General features: G+C 70.8%; 17 protein-coding genes and 3 tRNA genes. 12 read left to right on the top strand and 8 right to left on the bottom strand.

Features of this window, described 5'->3' with window-relative positions:
- The first annotated feature begins 149 nt into the window (after positions 1 to 149).
- The 3 genes from ABZ098_RS04255 to ABZ098_RS04245 are packed head-to-tail and all read left to right on the top strand — an operon-like array spanning position 150 to position 3703.
- Positions 150 to 1679 carry an amino acid adenylation domain-containing protein gene (locus tag ABZ098_RS04255; RefSeq protein ID WP_356587023.1) on the top strand — a complete coding sequence of 510 codons (1530 nt, stop codon included), beginning with the start codon at positions 150 to 152 and terminating at the stop codon, positions 1677 to 1679.
- Positions 1676 to 2923, top strand: coding sequence for a hypothetical protein (locus tag ABZ098_RS04250; protein WP_356587021.1), 1248 nt, complete (start codon positions 1676 to 1678; stop codon positions 2921 to 2923). Before ABZ098_RS04255 ends, ABZ098_RS04250 begins: the two co-directional genes overlap by 4 nt.
- A 12-nt stretch (positions 2924 to 2935) precedes the next feature.
- Positions 2936 to 3703, top strand: coding sequence for an enoyl-CoA hydratase-related protein (locus tag ABZ098_RS04245; protein WP_356587019.1), 768 nt, complete (start codon positions 2936 to 2938; stop codon positions 3701 to 3703).
- Positions 3704 to 3801: 98 nt separating this feature from the next.
- Here the strand turns inward: ABZ098_RS04245 and ABZ098_RS04240 are convergent, their stop codons facing one another.
- Entirely contained in the window at positions 3802 to 4488 is a 687-nt protein-coding gene (locus ABZ098_RS04240) for an ElyC/SanA/YdcF family protein (protein WP_356587017.1), read from the bottom strand.
- A 211-nt stretch (positions 4489 to 4699) separates the two neighbouring features.
- Here ABZ098_RS04240 and ABZ098_RS04235 point away from each other — a divergent pair, with 211 nt between their 5' ends.
- From ABZ098_RS04235 to ABZ098_RS04210, 6 genes are all read left to right on the top strand, one after another.
- Complete coding sequence (locus tag ABZ098_RS04235; RefSeq protein WP_356587015.1) at positions 4700 to 5479, top strand: sirohydrochlorin chelatase; 780 nt, start codon at positions 4700 to 4702, stop codon at positions 5477 to 5479.
- Between the two features lie 118 nt (positions 5480 to 5597).
- Positions 5598 to 6851, top strand: coding sequence for a deoxyguanosinetriphosphate triphosphohydrolase (locus ABZ098_RS04230; protein ID WP_356587013.1), 1254 nt, complete (start codon positions 5598 to 5600; stop codon positions 6849 to 6851).
- A 155-nt stretch (positions 6852 to 7006) separates the two neighbouring features.
- The gene (locus ABZ098_RS04225) at positions 7007 to 8272 is read left to right on the top strand and encodes an FAD-dependent oxidoreductase (protein ID WP_356587012.1); all 1266 of its coding nucleotides are present in this window, start codon (positions 7007 to 7009) and stop codon (positions 8270 to 8272) included.
- 29 nt (positions 8273 to 8301) lie between these two features.
- Complete coding sequence (gene dnaG / locus ABZ098_RS04220; RefSeq protein ID WP_356587011.1) at positions 8302 to 10209, top strand: DNA primase; 1908 nt, start codon at positions 8302 to 8304, stop codon at positions 10207 to 10209.
- A gap of 101 nt (positions 10210 to 10310) precedes the next feature.
- Positions 10311 to 11600 (top strand): RNA polymerase sigma factor, encoded by a 1290-nt coding sequence (locus tag ABZ098_RS04215; RefSeq protein WP_356587010.1) that lies wholly within the window; start codon positions 10311 to 10313, stop codon positions 11598 to 11600.
- 58 nt (positions 11601 to 11658) lie between these two features.
- Positions 11659 to 13254 (top strand): hypothetical protein, encoded by a 1596-nt coding sequence (locus tag ABZ098_RS04210; RefSeq protein WP_356587009.1) that lies wholly within the window; start codon positions 11659 to 11661, stop codon positions 13252 to 13254.
- A 43-nt stretch (positions 13255 to 13297) separates the two neighbouring features.
- On the opposite strand, the gene ABZ098_RS04205 is transcribed toward ABZ098_RS04210, so the two are convergent.
- From ABZ098_RS04205 to ABZ098_RS04190, 4 genes are all read right to left on the bottom strand, one after another.
- Positions 13298 to 15226 carry an ABC transporter ATP-binding protein gene (locus tag ABZ098_RS04205; protein WP_356587007.1) on the bottom strand — a complete coding sequence of 643 codons (1929 nt, stop codon included), beginning with the start codon at positions 15224 to 15226 and terminating at the stop codon, positions 13298 to 13300.
- Entirely contained in the window at positions 15226 to 16959 is a 1734-nt protein-coding gene (locus ABZ098_RS04200) for an ABC transporter ATP-binding protein (protein ID WP_356587005.1), read from the bottom strand. The genes ABZ098_RS04205 and ABZ098_RS04200 overlap by 1 nt, the downstream gene beginning before the upstream one ends.
- A 165-nt stretch (positions 16960 to 17124) precedes the next feature.
- Complete coding sequence (locus ABZ098_RS04195; RefSeq protein ID WP_356587003.1) at positions 17125 to 18561, bottom strand: FGGY family carbohydrate kinase; 1437 nt, start codon at positions 18559 to 18561, stop codon at positions 17125 to 17127.
- A gap of 107 nt (positions 18562 to 18668) precedes the next feature.
- Positions 18669 to 18974: a YtxH domain-containing protein gene (locus ABZ098_RS04190; protein ID WP_356587001.1), complete on the bottom strand. Its 306-nt coding sequence runs from the start codon at positions 18972 to 18974 to the stop codon at positions 18669 to 18671.
- A gap of 168 nt (positions 18975 to 19142) precedes the next feature.
- Here ABZ098_RS04190 and ABZ098_RS04185 point away from each other — a divergent pair.
- From ABZ098_RS04185 to ABZ098_RS04175, 3 genes are all read left to right on the top strand, one after another.
- A tRNA-Asn gene (locus ABZ098_RS04185) sits at positions 19143 to 19215 on the top strand.
- A 6-nt stretch (positions 19216 to 19221) separates the two neighbouring features.
- Positions 19222 to 19294 (top strand) — tRNA-Asn (locus ABZ098_RS04180).
- Between the two features lie 168 nt (positions 19295 to 19462).
- Positions 19463 to 19536, top strand: a tRNA-Ile gene (locus tag ABZ098_RS04175).
- 667 nt (positions 19537 to 20203) lie between these two features.
- On the opposite strand, the gene ABZ098_RS04170 is transcribed toward ABZ098_RS04175, so the two are convergent.
- From ABZ098_RS04170 to ABZ098_RS04160, 3 genes are read right to left on the bottom strand one after another with little or no spacing between them, the layout of a single operon-like run.
- Positions 20204 to 21427, bottom strand: coding sequence for an MAB_1171c family putative transporter (locus ABZ098_RS04170; protein WP_356586999.1), 1224 nt, complete (start codon positions 21425 to 21427; stop codon positions 20204 to 20206).
- Positions 21421 to 21984: a hypothetical protein gene (locus ABZ098_RS04165; RefSeq protein WP_356586997.1), complete on the bottom strand. Its 564-nt coding sequence runs from the start codon at positions 21982 to 21984 to the stop codon at positions 21421 to 21423. Before ABZ098_RS04165 ends, ABZ098_RS04170 begins: the two co-directional genes overlap by 7 nt.
- Complete coding sequence (locus ABZ098_RS04160; RefSeq protein ID WP_356586995.1) at positions 21981 to 22478, bottom strand: hypothetical protein; 498 nt, start codon at positions 22476 to 22478, stop codon at positions 21981 to 21983. The genes ABZ098_RS04165 and ABZ098_RS04160 overlap by 4 nt, the downstream gene beginning before the upstream one ends.
- Positions 22479 to 22858: the final 380 nt, after the last annotated feature.

Here is a 22858-nt window from a genome sequence, read left to right as displayed (position 1 = left end):
GAAAGACGCCACATGTGGCGCGATTCGTTGCGTGATTGGCCGGTCACGCCTAGTTGAGAGTTGAAAAACCGCGACTACAGTCGAGCGCGGATCCAGCTTGGCGCCAGGCACCCCGTCATGCGAGAAGCCAGCCAGGAGGTTCCCCCGGCATGTCTCTGCGCCTGCTGACCCCCCGCGATCAACACCTCTTCCGGGCCTACGGCCACGGCCCCGCCGTTCCCGTCCCGGACCCGCTCGTCCACCGTGCCGTCGAACGCCGGGCCGCCGCGAGCCCGCGCGCCGTGGCGGCGGAACACGCGGGAGCGACGATCACCTACGGCGAGCTCGACCGGTACGCCGACGCCCTCGCGGCCCGCCTGGTCCGCGAGGGCGTACGGCCCGGCGACCACGTCGGACTCTTCGTACGCCGTTCGATCCCGATGCTCGTCGGCCTGCTCGGCATCCTGAAGGCGGGCGCCGCCTACGTCCCCCAGGACATCGGCCTCACCCCCGCACCCCAGCTCGCCCACGTGATCCGCACCGCCCGCACCCGGATCGTCCTCACCGTCACCGAGCACGCGGCCCGCGTCCCCCGGGGCCCGCACGTGATCACCCTCGACGAACCGCTGCCGTACGAGCCCGCGAGCGCGCCTCCGAGCACGGCCCGCCCCGACGACGGCTGCTACGTCCTGTTCACCTCGGGCACCACCGGCCGCCCCAACGGCGTGAAGGTCACCCACCGCAACGTCGCCAACCTCCTCCTCACCGAACCGGGCGGCCTCGGCATCCGCCCCGGCGACCGCGTGGCCCACCTCCTCAACGTGGCCTTCGACATGGCGGCCTGGGAGATCCTCGGCTGCCTCACCCACGGCGGCACCCTGGTGATCCGGGGCAGGGACCTCACGGCGGCGGCCCGGACGGCCGACGTCCTGATCGCCACCCCGACCGTCCTGTCCGGCATCGACCCGGCGGCCTGCCCGCGCGTCCGCACGGTCGCCGTCGCCGGCGAGCCCTGCCCGCGCCCGCTCGCCGACCGCTGGGCCGGGCAGGCCGCCTTCCACAACTGCTGCGGCCCCACCGAGACGACCATCGTCAACACCATGAGCCGCCACGACCCGACCGCCCCGCGGCTCACCATCGGCCGCCCCACCCCGAACAACACCGTCTACGTCCTCGACGCCGACCGGCGCCCGCTGCCCATCGGCGCCGTCGGCGAGATGTGGGCGGGCGGCGCCTGCGTCTCGGCGGGCTACCTGGACAACCCCGCGCTGAACGCCGAGCGCTACGCCCCCGACCCCTTCCTCGGCGGCGACCACCGCATGTTCCGCACCCGCGACCTCGGCCGCTGGACCCCCGACGGCGAGCTCGAACACCTCGGCCGCACCGACGACCAGGTCAAGGTCCGCGGCTTCCGCGTCGAACTCGACTCGGTCTCCGCGGTCCTGGAGTCGGTCGAGGGCTGCGCCCGCGCGGTCACCCTGAGACAGGACGCCCGCACCCTGGTCTCCTTCGTCTGCCCGGCGGACGTCGACCCCGACCGGGCCCGGCGGGCGGTCGCGGACGCGCTGCCGTACTACTGCGTCCCTCAATCTGTCATGCCCCTGCCATTCCTACCGGAGACGGACCGGGGCAAGATCGACAAGGCGGCGCTGCTGCGGATGGCCCTGCACGGCGAGGCGCTTCAGGGAGCGGTCCGATGACCACCTCGCTCGACCGGGACACGGTCGAGCTCCCTCCGCTGATCCCCCGCGTCCGGCGCCTGCTCAAGCACCCGCGCCTGATGCACTACAACCGGCTGGCGGCCCTGGTGTTCGCGGCCAACCTCACCTTCCTCTGGGCGAGTTGGGTGCCGTCCGCGCAGGTCATGGGCCACGCGGCCCTCGTCGACCTCGCCCTGGCCGTGCTCGTGCGCCAGCAGTACGTCGTCAACCTCCTCTTCCGGCTGGCCACCCGGCCCCCGACGAGCTGGCCGCTGCGGATCCGCTGGACGCTCGGGAAGGTCTACCACTTCGGCGGACTGCACGCCGGCGGGGCACTGGCGGGCACGGCGTGGTTCCTGGCGCTGACCCTCACCACCCCCGACGGCCCTCTCATGGCGGTCGGTTGGACACTGATCGCGCTCCTCGCGCTCATCGTCGCCACGGCCCTGCCGCCCTTCCGCTCCCGCCACCACGACCACTTCGAGAAGATCCACCGCTTCGGCGGCTGGACGGCCCTGGCCCTCTTCTGGACGCACACGCTCCTCGCCGCGCCCGGCCCCTTCGAGGTGACCGTCCTGGCACTCGTCACCTTCAGCGTCGCCCTGCCCTGGCTCCGGCTGCGCAAGGTCGCCGTACGCCTCGAACGCCCCTCCTCCCACGTGGTGCTGGCCCGCTTCGACCACGGCGAGACCCCCTTCGCGGGCTCCTCCACCGCGATCAGCCGCAGCCCGCTGACGGAGTGGCACTCCTTCGCCAACGTCCCCGCACCCGGCGAGCCCGGCTTCCGGCTCACCATCTCCCGGGCCGGCGACTGGACGGGCGCCTTCATCGACGACCTCCCGCCGAAGGTCTGGGTCAAGGGCATCACCACGGCCGGGGTCGCCAACATCGAGACCCTGTTCACGAAGGTGGTCTACGTCGCGACCGGCAGCGGCATCGGCCCCTGTCTGCCCCACCTCCTCGCCGCCGAGGTGCCCTCCCGCCTGGTCTGGGCGACCCGCGACCCGCGCACCACCTACGGCGACGCCCTGGTCGACGAGATCCTCGCCGCCCAGCCGCACGCCCTGGTCTGGGACACCTCCCGGCACGGCAAGCCCGACATGGTGCGCCTCGCCTACGCGGCCTACCGGGACTTCGGCGCCGAGGCCGTCATCTGCATCTCCAACAAGAAGCTCACCTGGCAGGTGGTGCACGGCCTGGAGCGCCGCGGCATCCCGGCGTACGGCGCGATCTGGGACTCCTAGAAGGGAAGTGCGATGAACCACCTGAAGCTCGAACGGCACGGCGCCGTCGTGACGGTACGCCTGCACCGCCCGCACGTGCTCAACGCGCTCAGCTCGGCGCTGCTGTCCGAACTCCTCGGCGCACTGCGCCCGTTGGACGCCGATCCCGAGGTGGGCTGCTTCGTCGTCACCGGCTCGGAGCGGGTCTTCGCGGCGGGCGCCGACATCAAGGAGATGGCAGGCAGGACGGCCGCGCAGATGGTGGCCGAGGACTACTTCGCCGACTGGGAGGAGTTCGCCGACCTGCGCACCCCGAAGATCGCCGCCGTCAACGGCCCAGCGCTGGGCGGCGGTTGCGAGCTGGCGATGATGTGCGACCTCGTCGTCGCTGGGGAGTCGGCGGTCTTCGGGCAGCCGGAGATCAAACTGGGTGTGATCCCCGGGATCGGCGGCACCCAGCGGCTGACCCGACTGGTCGGGAAGGCCGCGGCGATGGACCTGGTCCTCACCGGCCGCACGATGGACGCGCGGGAGGCCGGGCGCCGCGGCCTCGTCTCCCGGGTCGTGCCGGACGACCGGGTCCTGCCGGAGGCCATGGAGGCGGCCGCCACGATCGCCTCGTACGGGCGCACGGCGGTCAGGGCGGCCCGTGAGTGCGTCAACCAGGCCATGGAGACGGGCCTGCGCGACGGCATCCGCTTCGAACGCCGGGTCTTCCACGCCCTGTTCGCGACCGAGGACCAGAAGGAGGGCATGACGGCGTTCCTGGAGAAACGCGCCCCGCGCTTCACCGGCCGGTGACGGCGTGCCCGGGGGCGGGACGTGCCCCGCCCCCGGGCACGCCTCAGCACCGGGGCAGGAAGTTCTGCACGTACCCGGTGTCGAGGTAGTGGTCGTGCTCAGCGGGCCGAGGCCAGCGCGTCCGTCACCCCGGGCTCCTTCGGCCCCAGGAACCGCGGGTCCGGCCGGAACACCACGTCCAGAGCCGCCTTCGCCGCCGCGAAGACCTCCCGGGTGCCGCCGTAGTACCAGGTGGCGTCGTGCTTGGCCTCGACGCCGATCCCGTACGACGTGACCCCCGCCGCCTGACAGAGGGCGACCGCGCGCCGGATGTGGAACCCCTGACTGATCAGCACGGCCTTGTCCACACCGAAGATCTTGCGGGCCCGCACGCAGGAGTCCCAGGTGTCGAAGCCGGCGTAGTCGCTGACGATCCGCGTGTCCGGGACGCCGTGCCGGGTCAGGTACGCGCGCATGGCGTCGGGCTCGTCGTAGTCCTTGCGGCTGTTGTCGCCGGTGACGAGGACGACCTCGATCCGGTTCTCCCGGTACAGCTTCGCCGCCGCGTCGAGCCGGTGGGCGAGATACGGCGACGGCTCGCCGTCCCACAGCCCCGCACCGAAGACGACGGCGACCTCGGTGCGCGGCACGTCGGCCGTGGTGCGCAGCCGGTCACCCGTCACGACGTACATCCAGGTCGACGGCAGCAGCGCCAGCACACACCCCGCCATCACCGCCTGCACGAGCCTGCGCCGCCCGGCACGCGTGCGTGGCAGGCGCGGTCTGCGGAGCCTCGGCAGTCGCATCGGACGGTCCCTCCCCGGTCGCTTCCCGACAAGCAGAGACGAGCCGCCGGGCCGATCGGTTCGTCCGCCGAAGCGTGACCAGGCTCACCTTCGGGCATGAAGTCGCAGGTCACGCCTCCTCACACGGCCGGGTCCCGCACGGTGAACCGCTGGAAAGCACGCGTTATTGCCGTGAAACGGGGAGGCAACCTCAGGCCGTCACCATCGGTGCATGAACCGGATCAGCAGCCAGCCCGGCCTCGTACCGCTCGACGGCAGGCGGCACCACGAACCGCCCGCGCTCGTCGTCGTGGCCCACGGCAGCCGCGACCCGCGCACCCTGGACACCGTCCACCGGCTCCTGGACCAGGTCCGCGAACAGCGCCCCGACCTGCCGGTCCACCTGGGCCACATCGAGCTCAACGAGCCCCTGCTGCCGGACACGCTCGCCTCCCTCGGCACGGCGGAAGCGGTCCTGGTCCCCCTCCTCCTCTCCCGGGGCTACCACGTGAAGCGCGACATCCCCGAGATGGCGGCGGCGGCACGGGCACGCACCCGCGTGGCGGCTCCGCTCGGCCCGCACCCGCTGCTCGTGGAGACCCTCCACGCCCGTCTGGTGGAGGCGGGTTGGCGCACGGACGCCGACGAGGAGACGCGCCGCACGAGCGCCGTGGTCCTCGCGGCGGCCGGCTCCCGGGACCCCGACTCGGCCGTCGACACCCGCCACACGGCGAAGCTCCTCGCGGCCCGCCTGGGAGTCCCGGTGGTCCCGGCGTACGCCTCCGCGGCGACCCCGACGGTCGACACGGCGATCCGCGCCCTCACGGCGAGGGGTCGTCACCGGGTGGCCGTGGCCTCGTACTTCACGGCCCCGGGTCTGTTCGCCACCCAGTGCGCGGCGAAGGCCCCGTGGCTGGCGTCGGCCCCGCTGGGCACCCACCCCGCGATGGCGAGCCTGCTCCTCCACCGCTACGACCAGGCACTGCCGGCACAGGCGACGTCGGCCGCCTAGGGGCGCCGTACGGCTGATCCCGGCTGATCCCGGCTGATCCGGACTGATCCCGGTGGATCCGGGTGGATCCGGGCTGACGTGCAGGCGAATTGTCAGCGCCTGCCCGTACTGTCGAGGCATGCCGTACGACCCGCAGTCAACCGAACGCTGGGCCCCAGAACCCGACAAGCGCCCCGGCCGCACCGCCTTCCAACGCGACCGCGCCCGCGTCCTCCACTCCGCCGCGCTCAGAAGGCTCGCCGGCAAAACGCAGGTCGTCACACCGGGCACCCGCAACGAGATGTGGGACGCCAGCCCGCGCACCCGCCTGACGCACTCCCTGGAGTGCGCCCAGGTGGGCCGGGAGCTCGGCGCGGCCCTCGGCTGCGACCCCGACCTCGTGGAAGCCGCCTGTCTCTCCCACGACCTCGGGCACCCCCCGTTCGGCCACAACGGCGAACAGGCCCTGAACGAATTCGCGGAGGACTGCGGCGGCTTCGAGGGCAACGCCCAGTCCCTGCGGCTCCTCACCCGCATCGAACCCAAGCGGTTCACCGAGGAGGGCTCGGTGGGCCTCAACCTCACCAGAGCCACCCTGGACGCCGCCACCAAGTACCCCTGGCCCCGCGGCGCGCACCCCAGCGACCCCGGTTCCCGGAAGTTCGGCGTCTACGAGGACGACCACCCCGTCTTCGACTGGATCCGCAAGGACGCCCCCGGCACCCGCACCACCTTCGAGGCGCAGGTCATGGACTGGTCCGACGACGTGGCGTACTCCGTCCACGACGTCGAGGACGGCCTGCACGCGGGCCACATCGACCCCGACTGCCTGCACGCCGAACCGGAACGCCGGGCGGTCTTCGAGGTCGCCCTCGGCAGGTACGTCCCCGCGGACACCGACCCCGCCGAACTCGCCGCCGCACTGGACCGCCTCCAGGACCAGGAGTGGTGGCCGCACGGCTACGACGGCTCGGCCGTGGCCCAGGCCCGCCTCAAGGACGCCACCAGCCAGCTCATCGGCCGCTTCTGCCTGTCCGCCGAGGCCGCCACCCGCGCGCGGTACGGCACCGGGCGGCTCACGAGATACGGCGCCGAACTCGTCGTACCGCACGAGACCCGCCTGGAGTGCGCGGTCCTCAAGGCCGTCGCCGACCGGTACGTCATGCAGCGCGCCGAGCAGGCGCGGCTGCGGGCCGACCAGCGGATCGTCGTCGCCGAACTCGCCGAGGCGCTCACCGCCCGCGCGCCCGACGGCCTCGACCCCCAGTTCCGCGCGCTGTTCGACCGGGCGACCGACGACCGCGCGCGCAAGCGGGTGATCGTCGACCAGATCGCCTCCCTCACCGACGCGTCCGCCCGCTCGCTTCACGCCCGTCTCACGGGCCGCCTGTGATGCTTGCGGGACAGAAGTAGTGCGGAGAAGACCGGAGTGACATGAATCGTGCCCGAATGTGACGCTCCGTGGCCTGATCGGACCACTCCCTCTTCCCCCACCCCACTCCGTGCGGGACGCTCCCATGTGGCGGCACCTTTACGAGGAGGCATCAAGTGGTCGACGCGGATCAGACGTTTGTCATCGTGGGCGGAGGTCTCGCCGGCGCCAAGGCGGCCGAGACGCTCCGGACGGAGGGCTTCACCGGCCGCGTGATACTGATCTGCGACGAACGCGACCACCCCTACGAGCGCCCGCCGCTCTCCAAGGGCTACCTCCTCGGCAAGGAGGAGCGCGACAGCGTCTTCGTGCACGAGCCCGCCTGGTACGCGCGCAACGACATCGAGCTGCACCTCGGTGAGACCGTGGACGCCATCGACCGTGCGGCGAAGACGGTCCGCTTCGGCGAGGACGGCACCGCAGTCCGTTACGACAAACTGCTGCTGGCCACCGGCGCCGAACCCCGGCGCCTGGACATCCCGGGCACCGACCTGGCGGGCGTCCACCACCTGCGCCGTCTCGCCCACGCCGAGCGCCTCAAGGGTGTGCTGGCCGCCCTGGGCCGGGACAACGGCCACCTCGTGATCGCCGGCGCCGGCTGGATCGGCCTGGAGGTCGCGGCGGCGGCCCGGGAGTACGGCGCCGAGGTCACCGTCGTCGCCTCCTCGTCCACCCCGCTCTACTCGGTGCTCGGCCCCGAGCTCGGCAACCTCTTCGCCGAGCTGCACCGCGACCACGGCGTCCGCTTCCACTTCGGGGCGAGGCTGACGGAGATCGTCGGACAGGACGGCATGGTCCTCGCGGCCCGCACCGACGACGGCGAGGAGCACCCCGCGCACGACGTCCTCGCCGCGGTCGGCGCGGCCCCCCGCGTCGCCCTCGCGGAGGCGGCCGGGCTCGAACTGGCGGACCGGGCGCACGGCGGCGGCATCGCGGTGGACGAACAACTGCGCACCTCCGACCCGGACATCTACGCGGCGGGCGACGTGGCCTCCTTCCACCACGCCCTCTTCGGCAACCGGCTGCGGGTCGAGCACTGGGCCAACGCGCTCAACGGCGGCCCGGCGGCGGCGCGAGCGATGCTGGGCCGCCAGGTGACGTACGACCGGGTGCCCTACTTCTTCTCCGACCAGTACGACCTGGGGATGGAGTACAGCGGCTGGGCGCCCCCCGGCTCGTACGACGAAGTGGTGATCCGGGGAGACGCCGGCAAGCGCGAGTTCATCGCCTTCTGGGTGAAGCAGGGCCGGGTGCTGGCCGGGATGAACGTCAACGTGTGGGACGTCACGGAGCCGATCCAGGCACTGATCCGGTCCGGGGCCCAGGTGGACACCGAGGCGCTGGCGGACCCGCACGTTCCACTCGTCAGCCTCGTCCCGTAGGTGTCAGTACCTCCCCGTAGACTTCACGCGTGGCAGGACGGATCAACGACGAGGACGTGAAGGCGGTACGGGACGCGGTCCCGATCGACGCCGTGGTGTCCGAGTACCTCCAGCTGCGCAACGCGGGCGGGGGCAACCTCAAGGGCCTGTGTCCCTTCCACGACGAGAAGTCGCCGTCCTTCCAGGTCAGTCCGAGCAAGGGACTGTTCCACTGCTTCGGCTGCCAGGAGGGCGGCGACACCATCACGTTCGTGATGAAGGTCGACCACCTCTCCTTCTCCGAGGCGGTCGAGCGCCTCGCCGGCCAGGCCGGCATCACCCTGCGCTACGAGGAGGGCGGCTACAACCCCTCCCACCAGCGCGGTGAGCGCATCCGCCTGGTCGAGGCCCACAAGATCGCCGCCGACTGGTACATGGAGCAGCTCGCCACCAGCCCGGAGGCCGACACCGGCCGCCAGTTCCTCGCCGAGCGCGGCTTCGACCAGGCCGCCGCCGCGCACTTCTCCGTCGGCTACAGCCCCCAGGGCTGGGACCACCTCACCCGCTACCTGCGCGGCAAGGGCTTCACCGACAAGGAACTCCTGCTCTCCGGCCTCGCCCAGGAGGGCCGCCGCGGCCCCATCGACCGCTTCCGCGGCCGCCTGATGTGGCCCATCCGCGACATCGGCGGAGACGTCGTCGGCTTCGGCGCGAGAAAGCTCTACGAGGCGGACAACGGCCCCAAGTACCTCAACACCCCCGACACCGCGATCTACAAGAAGTCCCAGGTCCTCTACGGCATCGACCTCGCCAAGAAGGACATCGCCAAGGCCTCCCGCGCGGTCGTCGTCGAGGGCTACACCGACGTCATGGCCTGCCACCTCGCCGGCGTCACCACCGCCATCGCGACCTGCGGCACGGCCTTCGGCACCGACCACATCAAGATCCTGCGCCGCCTGCTGATGGACAACGGCTCGGCCCGCGTGATCTTCACCTTCGACGGCGACGCGGCCGGCCAGAAGGCGGCCCTGCGCGCCTTCGAGGACGACCAGAAGTTCGCCGCCGAGACCTACATCGCCATCGCCCCCGACGGCATGGACCCCTGCGACCTGCGCCTCGCCAAGGGCGACGACGCGGTCGCCGACCTGGTCGAACCCCGCACCCCGCTCTTCGAGTTCGCGCTGCGCCAGATCGTCGTCCGCTACGACCTCGACACCCCCGCCGGGCGGGCCGCCGCCCTCGACGAGGCCGCCCCCATCGTCGCCCGCATCAAGAACAGCGGCGCCCAGCACGAGGTCGCCGTCCAGCTCGCCGGCATGCTCGGCATCCTCGACACCCAGTTCGTGGTCAAGCGGGTGGCCCAGCTCGCCCGGTGGGCCCGCGACCGCGGCGGCAAGGGCCCGGCCCCCTCGGGACGCGGCCCGCAGCAACCGTCGTACGACGGAGCCCACCGCCCCGCCGTCTCCGGCCCCGCCCTCACCCTGCGCAACCCCGTCTACGCCACCGAGCGCGAACTGCTCAAGCTCGCCCTCCAGCGCCCCGAACTGGTCTCCCCGGCCTTCGACGCGTACGGCATCGACGAGTTCACCGCCCCGCCCTACGCCGCCGTACGCCAGGCCATCATGGACGCGGGCGGCGCCGAGTACGGCGTGCAGGACTCCCAGGACTACCTCGTCCGGGTCCGCGAGGCCGCCCCCGACGACGCGGTCCGCGCGATGGTCACGGAGCTGGCCGTCGAGGCGATCATGCGCAAGACGGTCGACGAGAACTACGCGGGCGATCAGCTCGTCACCGTCCGCCGCCGCGCCGTCGACCGCCGCATCCAGGAGATCCAGGGAACCCTGGTCCGCCTCGGCAGTGGCGGCGACCCGGCCCACCTGGCCGCCGTGCAGAACGAACTGTGGGTGCTCCAGCAGTACGGCCAGGCACTACGCGAGCACGGCGCCTCCGCCCTCTGACGGACCGCACGGCGAGGTGACTGCGCGGTCACGGCCCGATTGCAAAAAGTCACCGCACGCCCCTCGTGGCGGCGATGTGTCGTACTCCACACTGGGTTCCGGTGCCTGAGTCCTCGGAGCGCGGCCGATCCGCCCCCAGCGGGTCCCAGACCCCCGCGATTCCGCTCATCGCGTACGGGACGGACAGCGGCGAGGCCGCCGACTCCGCCCCCGAAGTACCGCTGCCGCCCTCCTTGGCAGCGATCATCCTGGAGGTCGCCCCCGTGCAGACCCAGACCCTCGCACAGACCGAGAACAGTACGGACGACACGACAGAGCAGGACGCCGAGGCGGACGTTCTCGTCGCGGTGCCCCCGCAGAGCCGTGTCGCGCACCACCCCGAGGCGGAGCAGGACGCCCCGCCCGCGGAAGCCCTCGAGCAGGTGGAGACCGAGCCGGTCGAACCGCCCGAGCCGCCCCGCGGCCGGGCCGACACCGGAGGTCCGTCCTCGGACCTGTTCCGCCAGTACCTGCGGGAGATCGGCCGCATCCCGCTGCTCACCGCGGCCGAGGAGGTCGAACTCGCCCGCCGGGTCGAGGCCGGCCTGTTCGCCGAGGAGAAGCTGAGCAACACCCCTGACCTGGACAGCCAGTTGGCGCTCGACCTGGACCGCCTGGTCGTGCTGGGCCGGATGGCCAAGCGCCGCCTCATCGAGGCGAACCTGCGACTCGTCGTCTCCGTCGCGAAGCGGTACGTCGGACGCGGCCTGACCATGCTGGACCTGGTGCAGGAGGGCAACCTGGGCCTGATCCGAGCGGTCGAGAAGTTCGACTACGCCCGCGGCTACAAGTTCTCCACCTACGCCACCTGGTGGATCCGCCAGGCCATGTCGAGGGCCCTCGCCGACCAGGCCCGCACGATCCGGGTCCCGGTCCACGTCGTCGAGCTGATCAACCGGGTCGTCCGCGTCCAGCGCCGCATGCTCCAGGAACGCGGCTACGAACCGACGCCCGAGGAAGTCGCCGCGCACCTCGATCTCGCCCCGGAACGAGTGAGCGAGGTCCTGCGCCTGGCCCAGGAACCGGTGTCGCTGCACGCCCCGGTGGGCGAGGAGGACGACGTCGCCCTCGGCGACCTGATCGAGGACGGGGATGCGGCTTCGCCGGTCGAGTCGGCTGCGTTCCTGCTGCTCAGGGAGCACCTGGAGGCGGTGCTGTCGACGCTGGGGGAGCGGGAGAGGAAGGTCGTCCAGCTGCGGTACGGGTTGGCCGACGGGCGCCCGCGTACGTTGGAGGAGATCGGGAGGATCTTCGGCGTGACTCGGGAGCGGATACGGCAGATCGAGTCCAAGACCCTCAACAAGCTGCGGGATCACGCCTTTGCGGATCAGTTGAGGGGATACCTGGACTAGCGCCGGTCCTGGGTCGCCCGGCCGCAGGGTGAACGGATGTTCTGGCTAAGGTGCGCCCATGCATCACAGCCACGTCGACGGTGTGCCCGTCCTCCGGTTCGCCGATTCCGGGCCGCTCCGGGGGACCCTGCTCTTCGGCGCGGGTGCCCGGGACGAGACGTATCGCACGCGGGGCGTCAACCGCCTGGTCGCCGACCTCGCCGTGCGCGAGACCCGGCGTCGGCTTCACGAAGCGGTGGGGCCGGTCGTGTCGACCGGCGTGGCGGAGACCCGGTTCACCGTCTCGGGTACGCAATCGGAGGTCGCCGACTGTCTCGGGGAGCTCTGCCGCGTCCTGGGCGCTCTGCCGACCGACGGACTCGACGAGATGCCGTACACCTGCGACAGCGAGACGGTGGCCGCCCTCGCCCCGGCGGCGGCCGCCGCTCTCAATGCCCGGTTCGGGGCGCAGGGGGTCGGCCTGGTCGGGCAGGAACGCCGGGGGCACCGGCCGGTGGAGCACCGGCCGTTGACCGCCGAGGTGCTGCTGGGGCACGCGGCGGCCTGGTTCACTCGCGCCAACGCCATTCTGACCCTGATCGGCCCCGACCCCGTCGGTCTGCGGCTTCCGCTGCCGACCGGCGTGCGGCCGAAACGTCTCGCACCCCGGGCCCGATACCCGCGCGCCTCCTGGACCCACCGGAACCTCGCCGGCCTCGCCCTCTCCGTCGAGGCCCCCGCCGGGTCCGCGGCCATGACGGTCGCCCACCGGATCCTCCGGGAACGGACGAGCACCGCCTTCGCCCGCCTGCAGACGCCGGCCGTCCCGACCGGGGCAGCGACGGTACCGCACGACTCCACCACCGACATCCGCCTCCTCTTCATTCCACCCTTGCCGACTCCCGAAGCCGCCGCCCCCGAAGCCGACCTGAGCTCTGAGGGCACCCCGGACTCTGAGGACTCCCCGCTCCCTGAAGGCGCCCCGACTCCCGAAGCCGCCCCCACCCCCGACGCCACGCCGATCACCCCGGCACAAGTCGAAGCCCTTGCCGCGACCATGTGGTCGGAGGCCTTGCGGCTGGCGCGGAGCGAAACCGCGCAGGACGAGGTGGACCGGCACCGGGGCGGGGACGCGACTGAGGAGGCGCGCTCACTCGCGCTCGAAGCGGCCGCCCGCGCCGAGCTGTTCGGGGCCCCCGACCTCGACGAGGACGGCCGCCGTGCCCTGGACGGCGTCACCCCGCAGGACGTGCGCGACGCCTGGCAGCAGGCCATGGCAGGGGCCCAGCTGGTCGTTCCGGACGGTGTGCTCCTCGACCTGGCAGGACCGGACGGCCGTCGGCTGTGGTGCACGTCCTGCTGGACCTGGGACGAACTCCCGCCGTGGGGGGAGACGTTCCGCGAGCCCCCGGTGAAACGCGTGTTCCGCCGCGCCGGGGACCGGCACTGGACGGTTCTGACGGACGACGCGGTGGTGTCGTGCCGGACCGGCGCCCACCACACGCTCCGTTTCGACGACGTCGTGGCGATGGAGCGGCACGGCCCCGAGCGCGTCCTGATCGGCCGGTGCGGCTGCGACGTCGGCCTGGACCCGTCCTGGTACCGCGGCGGGAAGCGACTGATCCGCGCGGTGGACGAGGCCGTCCCGGCGGAGCGCGCCTTCGACGGCGTGTGAGGGGACCAATTCACCTCGGGAGCGGCCCCCTCCCTAGCCTCCCTCAGTCCACCTCCGCCACCGCCTGTGCGAACTGCGCCTTGTACAGGCGGGCGTACGCCCCGTCCGCCTCCAACAGGTCGGTGTGCGTGCCCTGTTCGACGATCGAGCCGTTCTCCATCACCAGGATGGTGTCCGCGTCCCGGATCGTCGACAGGCGGTGGGCGATGACGAACGACGTGCGGCCGTGCGCCAGTTTGGCCATCGCCTTCTGGATCAGGACCTCGGTGCGGGTGTCCACCGAACTCGTCGCCTCGTCGAGAACCAGGATCACCGGGTCCGACAGGAACGCCCGGGCGATCGTGATGAGCTGCTTCTCGCCCGCGCTCACCCCGCTGCCCTCGTCGTCGATCACCGTGTCGTAGCCCTCGGGGAGCGTGCGGATGAACCGGTCCGCGTGGGCCGCCCTGGCCGCCTCCTCGATCTCGCCCCGGGTGACCTCGCGCGCGGCGCCGTACGCGATGTTCTCCGCGATCGTGCCGCCGAACAGCCAGGTGTCCTGGAGGACCATGCCGATCCCGGCGCGCAGGTCGTCCCGGGACATCGTGGCGATGTCCACGCCGTCCAGGGTGATCCGGCCACCCGAGACGTCGTAGAACCGCATGAGGAGGTTGACCAGGGTGGTCTTGCCGGCTCCCGTCGGGCCGACGATCGCGACCGTGTGCCCGGGTTCGACCTTCAGCGAGAGGTCCTCGATGAGCGGCTTGTCGGGGTCGTAGCGGAAGGAGACGTGCTCCAGGGCGACCCGCCCGCGCAGTTCCTCGGGCTTGGCGCTCGGGACCGGGTCCGCCTCCTGCTCCTCCGCGTCCAGGAGTTCGAAGATCCGTTCCGCCGAGGCCACACCCGACTGCACCAGGTTCGCCATCGACGCGACCTGCGTCAGCGGCATCGAGAACTGCCGGGAGTACTGGATGAAGGCCTGCACGTCACCGATGGAGAGCGAGCCGGTCGCGACCCGCAGGCCACCGACGACCGCCACCAGCACGTAGTTGATGTTCGAGACGAACATCATCAGCGGCTGCATGACCCCGCTGTTGAACTGCGCCTTGAACCCGGCCTCGTACAGCGCCTCGTTCTGCTCCGCGAACTGCGCGGCCGACTCGTCCTGGCGGCCGAACACCTTCACCAGGGTGTGCCCGGTGTACATCTCCTCGATGTGGGCGTTGAGCTTGCCGGTGGAACGCCACTGCTGCACGAAGTGCGGCTGCGAGCGCTTGCCCACCCGGGTGGCGACGACGAACGACAGCGGCACGGTGACCAGCGCGACCAGGGCCAGCAGCCAGGACACCCAGAACATCATCGCGAGGACGCCGATGATGGTGAGCAGCGAGTTGATCAGCTGACCCATCGACTGCTGGAGGGTCTGGCCGATGTTGTCGATGTCATTCGTGGCCCGGGACAGGACCTCGCCGCGCTGGCGCTTGTCGAAGTACGACAGCGGCAGCCGCGACATCTTCGTCTGGACGTCCTCGCGCATCCGGAACATCGTGCGGTTGACGGTCCGGTTGACCAGCCGGGTCGCCACCGCCATCAGCAGCCCGGCGATCAGGAACACCCCGACCGCGAACAGCAGGACATGCCCCACGGCGGTGAAGTCGATGCCCTGGCCGGGCGTGAAGTCGGTGCTGCGGAGCATGTCGGCGACCTGACCGTCGCCGCGCTCCCGCATCCGCGCAAGGACCTCCTCCTTGCTCGTGCCGGCGGGCATCTGCCGTCCGATGATGCCCGCGAAGACCAGGTCGGTGGCCTCGCCGAGGATCTTCGGGCCGACCACGTTGAGGCCCACGCTCACCACGACACAGGCCAGCATCGCGTAGAGGGTGAGCCGTTCCGGCTTGAACCGGGCGAGCAGCCGCCTGCCGGACACCTTGAAGTCGATCGACCGGTTCTCGGGACCGCCGCCCGCCATCATGCGCCCCATGGGCCCGGCCATCAGGCAGCCTCCGCTTCCGTGAGCTGGGAGAGCACGATCTCCCGGTAGGTCTCGTTGTCCGCCATGAGCTCGCGGTGGGTGCCGGTGCCGACGACCCGGCCCTCGTCGAGGACGACGATCCGGTCGGCGTCGCGGATGGTGGCCACCCGCTGGGCGACGATCACGACGGTCGCCTCCGAGGTCTCCTCGGCGAGCGCCGCGCGCAGGGCCGCGTCGGTCGCGTAGTCGAGGGCGGAGAAGGAGTCGTCGAAGAGGTAGATCTCCGGCCGCTGCACGAGCGTGCGCGCGATGGCGAGCCGCTGCCGCTGACCGCCGGAGACATTGGTGCCGCCCTGCGCGATGGGGGAGTCGAGCCCGTTCTCCAACTGCTCGACGAAGTCCTTGGCCTGCGCCACTTCCAGCGCGTGCCACAGCTCCTCGTCCGTGGCGTCCGGATTGCCGTAGCGAAGGTTCGTGGCGACCGTGCCCGCGAACAGGTACGGCTTCTGCGGGACGAGTCCGACGGTCCTGGCCAGCAGCTTCGGATCGATGGTCGACACCTCGGTGCCGTCGACGAACACCTCGCCGTCGGTCGCGTCGAACAGCCGGGGGACGAGCCCCAGCAGCGTCGACTTGCCGCTGCCGGTCGAGCCGATCACGGCGGTCACCTCGCCGGGCCGGGCCACCAGGTCGATCGCCTTGAGCACCGGCTCCTCGGCGCCCGGATAGCGGAAGCCCGCACCCCGGATCTCCAGGTGCCCGTGCCGTCGCAGCTCGCGGACGGGGGCCACGGGCGGCACCACGCTGGAGGAGGTGTCGAGGACCTCCTGGACGCGCTCGGCGCACACCTCCGCGCGCGGCACCATCATGAACATGAAGGTGGCCATCATCACGGACATGACGATCTGCATCAGATAGGCGAGGAACGCGGTCAGGTCGCCGATCTGCATCCCGCCGCTGTCGATCCGGTGGGCACCGAACCACACCACGGCGATCGACGACAGGTTCACCGTCGTCATCACGACCGGGAACATCAGCGCGAGCAGGTTGCCGGTCTTGAGGGAGATCTCCGTGAGGTCGGTGTTCGCCTTCCGGAAACGCTCCTCCTCGTACGCGTCGCGCACGAACGCCCGGATGACCCGGTTGCCGGTGATCTGCTCGCGCAGCACCCGGTTCACCGTGTCGAGACGCACCTGCATGGACCGGAACAGCGGACGCAGCCGCCGTACGATCAACGTCACGCAGATGCCCAGCGTCGGCACCACGGCCACCAGCACCCCGGACAGCGGCACGTCCAGGCCGAGCGCCAGCACGATGCCGCCCACGCACATGATGGGCGCCGACACCAGCAGCGTGAACGTCATCAGGGCCAGCATCTGGACCTGCTGCACGTCATTGGTCGTACGGGTGATCAGCGTGGGCGCCCCGAACTGGCCGACCTCGCGCGCCGAGAACGACTGCACCCGGTCGAAGACCGCCGCCCGCACGTCCCGGCCGAGCGCGGCGGCGGTCCGGGCGCCGTAGTAGACGGCCCCGATGTTGCACACCACCTGCGCCAGCGAGATGCCGATCATCAGGGCGCCGTAGCTGAGGATGTAGCCGGTGTCGCCGTTCACGACGCCTTCGTCGATGATGTCCGCGTTCAGCGTGGGCAGGTAGAGGGTGGCGCAGGTCTGCAGGAACTGCAGCAGCACCAGGATGGTGATGGGTTTCTTGTAGGGCCTGAGATAGGTCCGCAGAAGTCGTATGAGCACGCTACGTCTCTCGGAGTCGGCGACGGGGCGAGTGGTTGCCCCTGGCCCCTATCGTCGGACACTCCACCGGTGTTACCTCAACCGATTAAGCCGACAGCAGTGCTCCGTACGGCCGTACGGGTCCCCGTGGGCGCCGACTCCTACCGGACCCTTACCTTCCGGGGTCTAGCGGAACGCCCCCGGATACGTCTGCTCCCGCACCGACACGAACTGCTGCCGCACCGCCTGCCCCACCGCCAGCTCCTCGCCCGGCTCCAGGACCTGCGCGGCCGGGCCCTGCCACATCGGCGGGGTCCGCGGGTCGAGCGTGCCCTGCGACACCCCGAGCGCCCAGGCCGCCTGCCGGGCGGCACCGATCGCCGCGTAGTCCGCCGGCTGCGGCACCACGACCTGCGCGCCGAACAGCGCGGGCGCCGAGGCCTGTACGGCGGACAGCTCGGCGGCCGCCCCCAGCAGGAAGACCCGGCGCACCTCGACCCCCCGGCCGCGCAGCACGTCGAGCGCGTCGGCGAGCCCGCACAGCATGCCCTCGAACGCGGCCCGCGCCAGATGCTCCGGCTTCATCGACTCCCGCCGAAGCCCGCTCAGCGTCCCCGCGGTGTGCGGCAGGTTCGGCGTCCGCTCACCTTCCAGATAGGGCAGCAGTACGAGGCCGTGGGCGCCCGGCGTCGACTTCACCGCCAGGTCCGACAGGCTCTCCAGGTCACCGAGGCCGAGCATCTCGGCGGCCCCGCGCAGGGTCCGTACGGCGTTCAGGGTGGTGACGACGGGCAGGTGCATGCCGGTGGCGTCGGCCAGGGAGGTGATCATCCCGGTGTTGTCGACGAGCGCCTCGGGGTGCACGGCCATCACGGACCCGGACGCGCCCAGCGACACCACGGCGTCCCCGAGCCCGATCCCGAGCCCGAAGGCGGCGGCCATGGTCTCCCCGGTCCCGGCGGAGATCAGCAGCCCCTCCGGGGTCGTACCGGCCGCCTCCGCAGGGCCGATCACCTCGGGCAGCATCGCCTGGTGGCCGAGGGCCAGCTCGACGAGGTCGCCCCGGTAGGCGCCGGTGGCCGCGGACCAGTAGCCGGTCCCGGAGGCACCGCCGCGGTCGGTGGTCCTTCTGACCGGCCGGCCCAGCAGCTGCCACACCAGCCAGTCGTGCGCCTGGAGGAGGACGGCGGTGCGCAGGGCCGCGTCGGGCTCGGTCTTGTTCAGCCAGCGCAGCTTGGTGACGGGCTGCGCGGCCTGCGGGACGGACCCCACGGCCTGCGCCCACGCCTCGCGCCCGCCGAGCGCGTCGACGAGGTCGGCCGCGGCGACCTGAGCGCGCTTGTCGCCGCCGACCATGGCGGGGCGCACGGTGTTGCCCTGGGCGTCGAGCGGCACGACCGCGTTCTGCTGGGCGGACACGCCGATGGCCTGCACTCCTTCGAGGAGACCGCCCCCGGCGGCCTCACCGAGGGACAGGAGCCAGGCCTGGGGGTCGACGTCGGACGGACGGCCCTCGACCGGGTGCGGCGCGTACCCCTGTTTGAGCACGGCGCCCGTGTCCGCGTCGCAGACGACGATGCGAGTGAATTCGGGTGAGCTGTCCAACCCGGCGACTATCCCCATGGCGGAAATTCTATGGGCGTAGCGTCGTCGTGGTGCGCGCGGATGCGAGGGCGCGGGACCGGCGGTGCCGGTCCCGCGCCCTCGCAGTGGGTCGCGTCACCCTTGGTTCACGGGCTGCTCGTGCCCCAGTCGTCGTGCGCGGTGCCGTTGGTGTTCCGGTCCCGCAGCGAGCGCACCCGCTGGGTCACGGACTCCGGCACGCGGTCGCCCACCTTGTCGCTGACCACGTGGTACGCCTTGCCGGCGAACTGGCGGCCCTGCTGGGCCGCCGTCTCAGCGGTGTTGCGGACGGCGGGGTTCTGGGCGACCTGACGGGCGGACTTCTTCAACTGTTCGTAGCGCTCGCGCCCGGCACGGGTGCCCAGCACGTAACCCAGAGACAGTCCGACCACGAACGTGAGCTTGTAGCGCATGGCGGGCCACCCTTCCTTGCGTAGGTATCCGGTGCGACGTCGGTGTCGGTATCGGTGTCGGGGAACCGATTGGCGGAGCACCCCCCTGCTTGCGCTAATGTATGTGTCGCAGCGAGCGCCCGCCCCCTGGCGAATACCCAGGGAGGTACGTTCGATGCAACGAGGCGATCCTCCGTAGCTCAATTGGCAGAGCAGCCGGCTGTTAACCGGCAGGTTACTGGTTCGAGTCCAGTCGGGGGAGCTTCGATCTTCCGTAGCTCAATTGGCAGAGCAGCCGGCTGTTAACCGGCAGGTTACTGGTTCGAGTCCAGTCGGGAGAGCAGGAGGAAGAAGGGCCCCGATGGGGTCCTTTTTCATGTCCGCCGCAACCGTGCAGGTCACGGCGGAGTCCTCAAGGGCATGCGAAGTCGCCCCTGCGGAGCAGGAGATCGTATGAGCGGCTATGCTGCGGCAGACGGCGCGCACTCATGTACGCGACACGCCGCTATGGGGCGGTAGCTCAGCCGGTTAGAGCAGCGGACTCATAATCCGTCGGCCGTGGGTTCGAGTCCCACCCGCCCCACTTGCGTAGGCCTCTGACCTGCGGAAACGTTCATTTTGTCCTGTCGGGTCGGCAACTCTGCTTGAACGGATTGAATCCGCTGCTCACAAGTTCAACGGTGTCTGCGGCGACTGTGGTTGATGCTGCCCTGACCTGCGAGAACGGGGCGGACCTTGGTGCGCGGGGGCTGTAACGGCGGCCTGCACGAGAGGTCGAGGGCGGGGTTGAGGCCGCATTGAGGCCCAAGGTATGAGGAAAGTCGCCCGCGGGCGCGCTGCTGTGGGTGGTGGATGGCGCCGATGCGGCCGGGGGCGTCCGCAGCGCGGCGTGGAATTGCCGCCCTCGTAGGGCGCGGGAAACTGCCCGTACTGGAAACGGCCCAGGAGGGACTCTGCCCGCGGGCCGACTGCCCCTCGCCAAGCTCGCTGCGTTCGACGGATAGAGCCTGGGCGGCAGCCAGGACCGTATAGAGGATCACGTCCTGCGGTGCCACTGTCGGCTCCGAGGTGACCCGGTGTCGGCCTGGCGGAAGACGTCGTGCGAGGCGCCGGGTCCGGGGCGGGTGCACGGGGCGGGTACGTGGCTGCGGGCGAGGCGGAGCTGCTCGAACTTCGGGCGGCGGCCGTAGCAGAATCGTTTTGACCCGAGGAAGGTCCTTCTCCGGGGCGCTTCGCGTCAGGTGAACGCCTTAGCCTTCCCGGTGCCCCGGCGCGTGGCTGTGCGGAGAGGCGACGAACGAGCGGACGGGTGCCGAGGTGTAGGCCCGGGCCAGCCCGATCAGGTGGGTCTTCTCGGCCGAAAGGGTTGACGCGTGCTCCTGGCGGGTGGGGAGCAGCGGAGGCTTCCCATGGTCAAACGATTCTGCGGGGAATTCGCACCGGGGGCTGCCCGCGAGCCTTGCCTGGTGGGCCTCCTTCATCACACACGCCAGGACCACCGCGTCGGCCTGGACGGGTGTGAGGTCCAGGGTTCCGGCATGGTCGCGGGCGAGTAGAGGGAGCTCGGGTGGAACGTAATGATCGAGTTCCAGCATGGCGTCCCGGATCTCGATGAGCTTGCGGTAGGCGAGCAGTCTGTGTGGTACCGGTGGCCAGAGGAGTTCGAGGAGTCTCGTGCGGCGCCTGGTCAGGACGACATGAGGGACGGCGGCTACCAGTTCGTGCCATAGGGGCCAGAGGCGCCACACGGTGCGGGCGTTTGCCAGGGTGCGGGCGAGCGTGACGGCGGTGGGTACGAGGATGGCTGACGCGCGCAAGAGGGCGTGCAGGTTGATCAGGAGCGGGAGGTATGGCAGAGCCCACGACACGTCCAGCACGAGGCGGAGCAGTCGACCGATCCAGAAGAGCGTGGCGAGCGCGGTGCCTGAGGCGAACAGCCAGAGAGCGGTGGCGAGGGGGCGGTCGTCCGTGCGCGGGCCGTACCAGCAGCAGACGAGCACGCACACGGAGTTGGCCACCACGTGGGTGGAGATGAGTGTCAGCCAGTAGAAGAAGGATGGCGACGGGCCCGCGGCGACGATCACCGAGTGGGAGGGATGTGCCGGGGCAGAGAGGTCGAGGATCGTCAGGACGACCAGGATCGTGCCGATGGCGCCGCAGAGGCTGGCGTGGAGCCGGCGACTCCCCATGGGGGCGGAGACGAAGAACAGGACAGCGCCTGCCGAGACCACTCCGGTCAGGTTCTTCACGAGGTCGACAGCGTGGCTGGTGCCAGCGAGATCCGTGGCGAGCCTGGTGACGGCGGGAAGGTCCAGCGCCATCGCCACGCCCGCGGTGGTCACGGCCATCCACAGCCCGCGCTGGTCCGCGGTGCGTAGAGACGGCGCCGCGCGAAGGAGCACGGCGAGGCAGAGGCAGACGCAGCTGGGGTACGTGAGCCACGTGCCAAACGCGGTCAGGTGCGAGGTCAGCACGCGGAGTCCTCGACCCCGAGGGCCGCACTCAGACTGGCGAGCGGGCCGTGTCGTTCCTGTCGCGGCGGCTGGTCCGCCCCGGTGCGCAGGAGACTCGCGAGCAGCTCGGCTTCGCGCTCTTGGCGGGTGGAGTAGTTGGTGCGCCCGAGGATGCGTCCTATCATGCGCGGATCGAGATCCGGCAGGACCGCGCCCAGGGCGTCACCGTCGCCCACTTCCCCCGCCACCGGATGGTGGTCGAAGAGCATGTGACCGAACTCGTGGAGCACGATGTGTTCCTGATGGAGCGCGGAAGTGTGCTGTTCGTAGAAGATGTGGTCATCGGCGGTCGTGGCGAGCCAAAGGCCGCAGGCGCCGACCGTTGCGGCTTCGAGCGGTAACGCATGGAGGTACAGCGGTCTTCCACGCTGCGCCGCGACGTGGTCGCGGAAGCTCGCGATCGAGAACGGCTGGGGGAGCCGGATCTGTTCGGCGAGCTTCCGACACCGCCGATGCAAGGTGAGGGGGCGCAGCAACTGCCGCTCCTTGGTATCGGGTTCGACGGCGGCCCGCGTCACGTGGCCGCCGTTTCTCCGTCGGCCCCGGCGTCCGTGCCCGATCCCTGGTGGCCGCCCTCGGGGAGGTTCTGAACCTTCCTCGTCTCGTTCACGATGGTCAGTAGGGAGTCGAGACTCGCGGGCGAGAGCCCCGAGGCCCGCATCGCCAGACTGCGTACCTTGGCATCTCTCAGGGCGGTGGCGAGCGCCAGCTGAGCCTTGACTCGCTGCGACACCTCCTCGTTGAGGAAGTACTCGGGAGGTACCCCGAAGAACTGGGCAAGGACGTCGAGTTGTTCGAGGGTAATGTTCCGCTTCTTGCCCGTGGCGAGTTCCCACAAGTACGTCCCGGAGATGGAGCCACCGGTCGCGGCGCTGATCTCCCGGGCGAGGCGGGCGTATCCCGGCCGCTGTTGTTCATCGGGGTAGAGGGCGTGGATCAGTTCGTTGAGCCGTTGATCGAACTTCCGCAGTAGCGGACGCACCCCGTCGTGGTGTGCCGGTTCCCCACCCATGCGACCTCTTCCTCCCGAAGACACAGGCCATGTGTATCCCTGTTCGCTGGAGCGGACAAGATTGATCTCGGACACGTGTGGAGGCGGACAAGTGTGTCCGCCTCAGCGGACATGTTGACGATTCATCGTACGCTGACCTAGCGTCATATTCCGGCTACGTTCAGCGCCCGACGGGGCGTCGCTCATCCTTCGAAAGGATCGCGATCGCATGGTGCAGCCGCGTGACACGCAGGACCACTGGGTGAACCAGTCGAGTGCCACTCGTCTGAGGCCGGCGTCCCCACCGGACGCCACGGCCATGACGAGAACCGGCCTTCGGCACGGCAGTTGACACCTCTGCATACCTGCATCGCGCGCTGACCCACAGCCGCTTTCCCGGC

It is taken from the genome of Streptomyces sp. NPDC006335, assembly GCF_040612795.1.
Classification (GTDB): Bacteria; Actinomycetota; Actinomycetes; order Streptomycetales; family Streptomycetaceae; genus Streptomyces.
Note: the sequence above shows the minus strand (reverse complement) of the source record. Positions and strands in the feature narration are given on the sequence as shown.